Here is an 8,349-nt window from a genome sequence, read left to right on the forward strand (position 1 = left end):
CAGCACCGCCCGGCGCCCGGGTGGTGCTGCACTTCGACACCCTGGCCCTGTCGCTGCCCGTCCGTCCCGGGGAACCACTGAGGCTCGGCAGGGACACGGACTGGGCCCCCGCCTCGTCCGGTGCCTTCGCGGAACTGACCACCGTGTCCCGCCGGCACGCCAGTGTGACCGCCGACCCGGACGGCTCGGTCTGGGTCACCGAGGAGAGCGACGGAACCGTGAACGGCACCTGGGTGAACGGCGCTCACCTCCTGCCCGGTGAACGGCACCGGTTGCGGCACGGTGACCGCCTCCAGCTGGGCCACCGTGTCGCCTGCACCGTTCGCGTCACGGGGGACGGACCCTGCTGAGCCGGCGCCCCGGCGGCCCGTACGGGCGGAGCGTCACTCCCTGCCCGCACGGGCAGGGCGTCACTCCGGCCGGTACGGGCAGGGCGTCACTCCGGCCACGGCGACGAGATCACGGCCCGGAGCGGGTTGAGCAGCCGGTTCGCCTCGGCCACGCCCTCGGGGGAGTCGAGCCGCAGGCTCCGGTCCGGGTCGGTGTCCAGCGGGTTCTCCCCGCAACGGTCGCCGAAGAGCTGAAGAGCACTCCTGGGCCGGCACCGCTTCGACTCCCAGACCAGGCCGTTCGCCCCGGAGGCGTGCTCACGCATCAGCCGGACCCAGTAGCGGGTCTTCGGATAGTCCCCGGCCTCGGAGTCGACCAGCCAGGAGTCCTGCCAGACGGCGGCCAGGCCCTCGGCCGTGGACAGTTCGACGAGCGACAGCGCGCGGGTGGTGCGCAGCGCCGAGAGCGTGTACCGGGACGCCTGTGCCCACGGGACCAGCCGTACGGCCGTACGGTCCTCGAAGTCGACCGAGCGCAGCAGGACTTCGCAGAGCGCGGTGACCGGGTCGAGCGCGGCGTAGAGGAAGGGGTAGGGATCCTGCTCGGTGGCGTCGAACCGGCTGCCGCCGAAGTAGGGGTGGGCGGGGTTGGGGTTGAAGGACTCCGGGCCGAACTCGTTCTGGTGACAGCGCCAGAGCTCGGTCCCTTCGGGCAGGACCCGCAGCAGGGGCCGCATCGAGACGCCGGTGGGCGGTATCCGGTCCATCAGCAGCCCGCCACCAGTTCGAGTGCGGCCCGTGCGAGGTCCTCGTCGGCGACCTCGCCGAGGAGTTCGGCCGGGATGCCCGCCAGTCGGCCGTTGCCGCCCAGCCACCAGTCCGCGGCGCCCCAGGGGTCCTTGTCAGCCATCAGGATGTGGTTGATGCGACGTACCACCGGCAGTGGTTCGGTCGTGCCCGGGGCGAACTGGAACCGGGGATACCGGTCTCCGGATCCGGGGTGGGTCAGTCTGATGAGACCGGCGGCCGCGGGGTCGTCCGCGGTTTCCGGGGCGAGTTCCGCCGGTCCCAGCGCCGGGGTCCGCCACAGCCGCTCATGGGCGGCCCGGAGCAGTTCCGCGGGGCCGGGCGGAGGGTCGGCGAACACGTCGAGCAGTTCGCCGAGCAGTGCCCGGTCGACGGTCGGGGCGGGCGGGGCGTCCGCGTAGCGGACCGTGCCGCTCAGCTCCCGGGCCACCGGGTGGTCCGGGGGCAGGGAGCGCAGTTGCAGCCGCAGGGTGCGCAGGGCCCGTTCGACGGCCTTGCGGTCGCCGGCCGCCGCGAGGTCGTTCAGACCGTCGCGCAGCCGTGCGCGCCGGTCACCGTCGAGGGCGGCGAGCGTCATCGGCCAGTGGGTCCGGAGCAGGGAAAGGAACGCGTCAGGGGTCATCTCCGTGCTTCTCCTTTCACGGGGCGGGCCGGTTGCCGCCGGGAGCGCCGCCGTGGCCGGACGGTCCCGGATTGCCCTGGTGGATGAAGGCGGCCCAGGCGAACGGCACCGACAGGTCCAGTTCGTCGGCCGCACGGCGGAGTTCGGCCGTCAGACCGCGTACGGGGTCGCGTCGGCCGGGCGGCGCCAGCATCCAGCGCTGGGCGGCCCGCAACGCGTCCGGCGGGGCCAGCCCGGCGCCGAGGCGGTCGTGGAAGACGGTCATCAGTACCGAGGAGGCCACGTCCGGCACGGCCCAGCGGGAGCCCACCACGTCGGCGGCCAGCCGGTGCGCGAGGGCCGTGGTCAGCGTCAGCGCCTCGTCGTGGTCACGGGCGCTGAGGTCCGTCTCGCAGGCGCTGAGCACGACCAGGGGGCCGCCCGTCCCCTCAGTACGGTCCAGCGGTGTGTCCAGCAGCGTGGTGACCGTGAGCCTGCCCGCCTCCGGTTCCGCGCCCTCGGGCCAGCCGAGTTCGAGCGCGGAGGCGGTGGGGTCGGAGCCCGCCATCCCGTGGCAGGCCAGGTGCACGAGGGCGACGGGCCCGGTGTTCCGTCCGGGCCCCGCCCCCAGCAGCGCAAGCACCTCGTCCGGGGTTCCCTCGGGCGGTACCGGGGTCAGGTCGCGGGTCATCAGCGATCCGTACAGGGCGGCGTCCGGGTAGTAGGTGTCGGCCAGGGCCAGCACCTCGCCCTCGGCGCTCTCCAGGTCCCAGCCGGGGACGCACACCAGCGCCTGTCCCCGGTCGGCCGGCAGCCGGTCCCGGCCGACCGAGCGGGCGAACTCCCGTCCGGACGCGGCGTACGAGAGGACGGCCAGCTCACACGCCCGGACCGTGGTGGGACGGGTGTCCGGCGCCGGTCCGTGCGCGGGTGCCGGGGGAACCGTGAGCAGGGCCGCCTGCCAGGGCACCACACCGAGGTTCCCGCAGGCGATCAGGGTCAGCCGGACCGGTCGCGGCGCGGGTCCGGACGCGGGCCCGCCCGCCAGGCCGGACTCCGCGAGTCCCCTTTCCCACAGGGCGAGTTCGTCGAACACCGGGGCCATCACGGCCTCGCCCGCCCAGACGCAGAGCGCGTCCAGCGCGGCCTCCCAGCGCTGCTGTCTCCGCCGGGCCGTGGCGTGCTGGGCGGCGGCCTCCAGATAGCCGTCGAGCGGAGCCCGGCCGCCGGCCGACAGGCCGGGCAGGGGCAGCGACCGGAGCGGCTGCCCCGGGACCAGCAGCACGGCGGAGCCGTCCCCGCCGCCCTGCCCCGGCAGGAGGTACACCAGCGCGTCGATCCCCGCGCGCCCGGCGGCAGCGATCAGCTCGGGCACGTCGGGAATCCGCGCGGGGGCGTCCTCCCCGTCGGCGGGGCGCAGCAGTTCCAGAGCCCGGCGGCGCAGGGCGCTCGGCAGCTCCGGGCTGCCGAACGAGGTGCCCAGCACGGACTCCGCCAGCTCGGACCGGCCGCCCCGCGCACGGAGGGCGGTGGCCGCCGGGGGAGCGTCCCGGCGCCACCGGCCGGCCAGTTCGTGCTCACCGCGCTCCGCCAGCCGTTCGGCGACCGTGGCCGAGACGGCCGCCGCCCCGAGGACCAGCGCCCGCCCCTCCTCCAGGCAGGCCACCGCGTCCTCGGGCCGCCCGGCGTGGACCGCCCAGCCGGCGGCGGCCAGCGCCCGGCTGGCACCGGTCCTGGCGACCTGGAGGCCGTGCTGGACGCCCTGCTGGAGAAGTACGTCGTCGGCGGTGGTGCGCAGCGAATTCCGGGCGCACTCGACCGCCCTGGCCAGATCGGCCCCCTCGTGGGCGGCCCGCCGCCCGTACGCGTCGGCCAGCTGCCAGTGCACGGCGGCGGCCGACGCCCCGCTCGCCTGCCCCAACTCCTCCTCGGTGCACTCCAGTTCAGTGATCATCTCGTCCAGGACGGACGGGTCCCCGGTCAGGCCGTACACCGCGTCGAGGGCCAGCCCGATCGCGCTCCGCGCCCGCACCCGCTGGTCGGCCATGACGGGAACGCCCCGCAGGGTCGCCCGGGTGCGCCGGATGCCTTCCTGGATGCGGTCGACGGAGGGCTCCAGGTAGGAGTTGAGGGTCAGCAACGGTGCCCATCCCATGTCGAGCAGCGGCTGTACGCTCTGCGGTGCGCCCGGACCCGTCAGTGCCTGCTCCTGGTAGTGCACCGCGCTGCGCAGCGAGTCGACGCTGCCGGTGAGCGAGGCGAGAGCGAGATGGACCACGCCCAGTTCGAAGAGCGGGAGGAACGACCACTCGTCGTCGCTGTCGTCCACGAGGTCGAGGAGGTCTCCCACGTGCGCTTCGAGCGTCTCCACGTCACCGGCCTCGATCGCCTCGGTCGCCCGCATCTGGATCTGGAGGCACCGGCTCACCATCAGCAGTTCGGCCGAGCCCGGCAGGTCGGGCATGTTCGCGGCCAGCCCCCCGCCGGGAAGCAGGGACTCGTCCAGGAGGGCGCGCGCCTCCTGGAGGTCCTGAAGGCTCCCGCCGGTCATCATGGCGCCGATCAGGATGCCGGGCAGCATGCCCCTCGCCATCCAGGCCAGGGTGTCGTCGGGTCCGGACGCCGCCACGGCCTCGCGGATCAACCGCAGCGACTCCTGGAAGTGCTCCGGACTGCCGGTGCGCATCCCGAGCCCCATCGCGCCGAACGCGGCCATGACCTGGTCTCCGGGATCCGCCCCCTGCCCGGAGTCGCCCAACCTGCCCATCAGCTCGGCGATTTCCTGCTTGGAGAGCGCGCCCGGCCGGTTCATCTCGATGAACAGGGCCAGGCTGTCGCGCCAGTTGTCGATCGTGTCGGCCGATTCCGGTGCCGACAGGGCGGAGACGGCCGAGGAGAGCTCCGGCAGGCCGGACGGCAGGCCGGGTGCCGCTCCCGGACGGCCGGACACCACGGCTGCCCCCTCGTCCGCCGCGTCCGGCGCCGGGCCCCCGTCCGACAGCTGCTGTGCGTAGTGCTGCGCCAGAGGGGCCATCGTCCGCAGGACCGAGCCCATCGGGCCGGAGGCCACCGCCGGGCCGAGATCACCGGCGAGCATCGCCTGGCACATGGCCATCAGGCCCTGGGCGTCGCCCCCGTCCACCACCGCGGCGTACTCGCTCATCATCGAGAGCCCCCGGAGCGCCTCGGGCGGAATTCCGCCCGTCTGCCCGCCGATCTCCTCCGCCAGCCGGCCGATCTCGGGAACGGCCTCGATGATGCCGGCACCGCCGAGCCTCTCGGGCCTGCCCAGCTGCATCAGCAGCGAGAGCCCGTCCAGGCCGATCTCGTGGTCGGGGCCGCCCAGGGGGGTTCGTACCGCCGGGCCCAGCAGCAGGGTGACGAGTTCACGCGCGGCCCCCAGCTGGTCGTCCGGTGCGAGAAGTCCGGACGCGCGGGCCTCGCGCAGCAGGCGGATCGCCTCGTGCCGGTCGGCCTCCTCCCCGTCGGCCGCCCACCGCGCCCCGGTCAGCGTCCCGAGCCGGGCCGTCATCGCCTGCCGCAGCGGATCGTCCGGCATGCCGCTCTCGAACTCTCCGATGAGAGCCGCGAGTTCGGAGATCAGCGCGTCCCGTTCCGCTCCCTGCGGGCCGGCCGGCTCGGCGACCGCCGCGGGCAGTGCCCGCGCTCCCGCCGTCCGGCGGATCGCGTCGGCCGCCCGCTCCCTCGGCCCGGCGCCGTCGGTGTCGCTCAACACCCCTCCCTCCGCCGCCCGTTCGGGCAGTCGTGGTGCCCCGGGCCCACGCGGGGCCCTGTTGCGGACATGATGCCCACGCACGCCGGCCGCCAGGGCCGTTTCGCGACAGCCGCCGGAATACGTCCCACAATCGACCAGAATCCGGACAACAGCCTTCCGGCCAGCGGTGATTCGGGCACCGTGCGGCGACCTCGCACCGGCGCACCGCCGACCGCGCCCCGCCCCGGAGCCGCCGCGCCGGAACCCGGCCCGGCCCTCTGGCAGCATCGGAACCCGGACGCGAGCCACCGCCGTCCACCGCCCCGCCCACGGGAGACGCCTCATGCCCGAGCCCGCCCGGAACCCGACGGACCCTTCCCGCGCGGGTCGCCCCTCCGCCCTCCCGTACGAGGAGGTCACGGAACCCGGCTACCCCGCCTCGTACACCGCCGGCCTGCGCATCGACCCCACCGGGGACGGAGCCGTCCTGACCGGCACCTGCCCGCGCTGCCACTGCACGACGGTCTACACCTGGACGCGTTCGGTCGTCCGGGCTGCGCCGCGGGCGGGCCGGGCCGGGGGCGCCGGCCCGGGGGTCGTCCCGGTGCCGGTGCTCTGCGTCTGCACGACCGAGCATCCGGGCCGGCCCGGCGACGAGGAGGGCTGCGGGGCGTACTGGAACATCCTGCTGGAGAGGGAGCGGAGATGACCTGGCGTGCCGTACCGGGACCGGCCGGGACCCCGGCCGACCGGCTCGCGGCCCGCCATCACCGCGCCCTGCTGCGCCGGGAACTGCCCCGGGTCCGGGAGTCCGCGCTGGCCTGGCGCAACGGTCTCGCCGCGCTCCTGGCCGGGCTGGTCGGATTCGGCCTGCTCCGGGGCCGCAGCGACATCGGCTCGCTCGCCGCTCCGTACGCCGTCACCGTCGGCCTCGTGCTGCTCCTCGCGCTCCTCTGCGGCGGCGCGGGGGGCCTGTCGCTGCTGCGCGCCGCCCACGGCCGTCCGGTGTCCGCGGGCGACGCCGACGCGTTCCGGTTCGACGGCGTCGCCGCGGACCACACCGAGGCCCTGCGCGCCGCCCAGGCCCTCGCACGGGGCGTGCCGCTCACCCTGTGCTGCGCCGCGCTGCTCATCGCGGCCGTGGGGATCACCTGGTACGGGCCGTCCAAGGAGGGCCCCCGTGTCTCGGTCACCACCCCCGCCGGAACGGTCTGCGGGGAACCGCTGCGCACCCGAGAGGGACGGATGACGCTCAAGACCGACACGGGCCGGGTCACGGCGGACCTCACCCGGGCCACCGCGGTACACCCGGTGACGTCCTGCGCCCCGCCGCCGGCGAACGGCTGACGGCGGGGCGCGGGACGGTCGCCGACGGCACGCACGGGTGGGTGCCGCCCGCGTTCAGGTACGGGAGCGGGGGCTGGAGCGGGGGCTGGAGCGGGGGCGGATGTCCTCGTGCGTGTAGTAGATGTAGAACGTGGTGATGAACATCCCCAGGCCGACCGCGAGTCCGAGCGCCGAGGACCTCAGCACACTCGAATCGGTCAGCCCGACCAGCAGGCCGATCGCCGCCGCGGTCAGCGCGCCGTAGGCCGCCGCCCGCACCAGGGGCAGCATCCTGTGCTGGTTCCGGCCCAGTACGAAGCACAGGGCGGCGAGCACCACCGCGGTGATCAGGCCGTACCAGAACTGCCGGAAGCCGGTCGCGCCGTTGTTGCGGAGGATGAACGAGGCGTAGAGGCCGTACGCCGCACCCAGCGTGACGGGGATCGCCCAGGAGAGCGCGCTGTGACCGCGTGCGTGTGACATCGGCCGGGTCCGTCCGCGAGCCGGCATTGCCGCGTGTGTGGACATGCGGGGTTCTCCTTCCGTGGCTCCTTTCCCTCCAGAGCACACCCGGCCGCGCCGCCCGGCAACTCGGATGGCGTACGGCCCGGGGCGCGCCGCCCGTCCGCGGGATTCCCTGGGATGGTGCGGACGCATCTCTCGGCAGGTCTCTCGGCGGTACTGGTGGTGCTGCTCGCCGTCCTGGTGCCGGTCGGCGCGCTGTCCGCCTGGGTGGATCTGGAGATCGACAACACGGACCGTTACGTCGAGGCGGTCGCCCCGCTCGCCTCCGACCCCGACGTGCAGAGCACCGTCGCCGACCTCATCACCGACGGGGCGATGAAGCAGATCGACGCCGGACCGCTCCAGGACACGGTGCGGGACTTCCTGCGCCAGGCGGTGCTCTCCTTCACCACCACCGACGCCTTCCAGGACGCCTGGAACGCCGCCAACCGCACCGCCCACAAGGCCGTGACCGCCGCTCTGGACGGCAACACCGGCGAGGCCGTGACCATCGATCTGGCACCCGTGACCGAGCAGGTCAAACGGAATCTGGAGGAGAACGGGGTGCCGTTCGCCGATCGCATCCCGGTCCAGCACACCGACATCACACTCATCTCCGCCGACCGCGCCGACCAGCTGCGCCAGACCTTCCGCCTGCTGCGCACCGGCAGCATCTGGCCGGCCGTGGCCACGCTCGTGGTCGCCGTCCTGGCCGTGGCGGTGGCCTGGCTGCGCGGCGGCGGACCGGGGCGCAGACGCTCCTGGCCCGCCGCCCTCTCCGCCACCGCCGTGACCGGGCTCGGCTTCGCGCTGGGGGCGCTGGTGCTGCGCGCGGTGCTCGCGTACGCCCGGAACCAGGTGCTGTCCGAGGTGCCGGACAGCGAGACGGCGGGGGCGGCGGCGGTGTACGACGCGCTGACCGGCTCCCTGCGCACGACGGTGTGGACGGTGTTCGGCGTGGGGCTGGCGGTGGCGCTGTGCGCGGTGCTGGTGCGGCTGCGGGTGGCCCGGGGAAAGCCGGGTCCGGGCACGGGGTGACCCGGTCCGCGGGGGCGGGCGCGGGGCGC

General features: G+C 74.7%; 8 protein-coding genes. 4 read left to right on the forward strand and 4 right to left on the reverse strand.

The features are described from left to right. On the forward strand, window positions 1–350 hold a 350-nt coding region (locus EES42_RS20890; RefSeq protein WP_164495280.1), incomplete at its 5' end, for an FHA domain-containing protein. A gap of 86 nt (window positions 351–436) precedes the next feature. Here the strand turns inward: EES42_RS20890 and EES42_RS20895 are convergent. Genes EES42_RS20895 through EES42_RS47300 form a run of 3 tightly spaced genes read right to left on the reverse strand, consistent with a single transcriptional unit; the run spans window position 437 to window position 5,470 of the window. After that, window positions 437–1,096 carry an RES family NAD+ phosphorylase gene (locus tag EES42_RS20895; protein WP_241196492.1) on the reverse strand — a complete coding sequence of 220 codons (660 nt, stop codon included), beginning with the start codon at window positions 1,094–1,096 and terminating at the stop codon, window positions 437–439. After that, window positions 1,096–1,758 carry a hypothetical protein gene (locus tag EES42_RS20900; RefSeq protein WP_124719767.1) on the reverse strand — a complete coding sequence of 221 codons (663 nt, stop codon included), beginning with the start codon at window positions 1,756–1,758 and terminating at the stop codon, window positions 1,096–1,098. Before EES42_RS20900 ends, EES42_RS20895 begins: the two co-directional genes overlap by 1 nt. Before the next feature lie 16 nt (window positions 1,759–1,774). Further along, window positions 1,775–5,470 carry a CHAT domain-containing protein gene (locus EES42_RS47300; protein WP_124719768.1) on the reverse strand — a complete coding sequence of 1,232 codons (3,696 nt, stop codon included), beginning with the start codon at window positions 5,468–5,470 and terminating at the stop codon, window positions 1,775–1,777. Window positions 5,471–5,795: 325 nt separating this feature from the next. Between EES42_RS47300 and EES42_RS20910 the strand changes: the two genes are divergently transcribed. Next, complete coding sequence (locus tag EES42_RS20910) at window positions 5,796–6,161, forward strand: hypothetical protein (protein WP_124719769.1); 366 nt, start codon at window positions 5,796–5,798, stop codon at window positions 6,159–6,161. After that, complete coding sequence (locus EES42_RS20915) at window positions 6,158–6,799, forward strand: hypothetical protein (protein ID WP_124719770.1); 642 nt, start codon at window positions 6,158–6,160, stop codon at window positions 6,797–6,799. The genes EES42_RS20910 and EES42_RS20915 overlap by 4 nt, the downstream gene beginning before the upstream one ends. Before the next feature lie 54 nt (window positions 6,800–6,853). Here the strand turns inward: EES42_RS20915 and EES42_RS20920 are convergent, their stop codons facing one another. Then, entirely contained in the window at window positions 6,854–7,261 is a 408-nt protein-coding gene (locus EES42_RS20920) for a hypothetical protein (RefSeq protein WP_346775405.1), read from the reverse strand. Between the two features lie 162 nt (window positions 7,262–7,423). On the opposite strand from EES42_RS20920, the gene EES42_RS20925 reads away from it, so the two are divergent. Further along, window positions 7,424–8,320, forward strand: coding sequence for a hypothetical protein (locus EES42_RS20925; protein WP_124720162.1), 897 nt, complete (start codon window positions 7,424–7,426; stop codon window positions 8,318–8,320). Window positions 8,321–8,349: the final 29 nt, after the last annotated feature.

It is taken from the genome of Streptomyces sp. ADI95-17 (assembly GCF_003846175.1).
In the GTDB taxonomy this organism is placed as follows: domain Bacteria; phylum Actinomycetota; class Actinomycetes; order Streptomycetales; family Streptomycetaceae; genus Streptomyces; species Streptomyces sanglieri.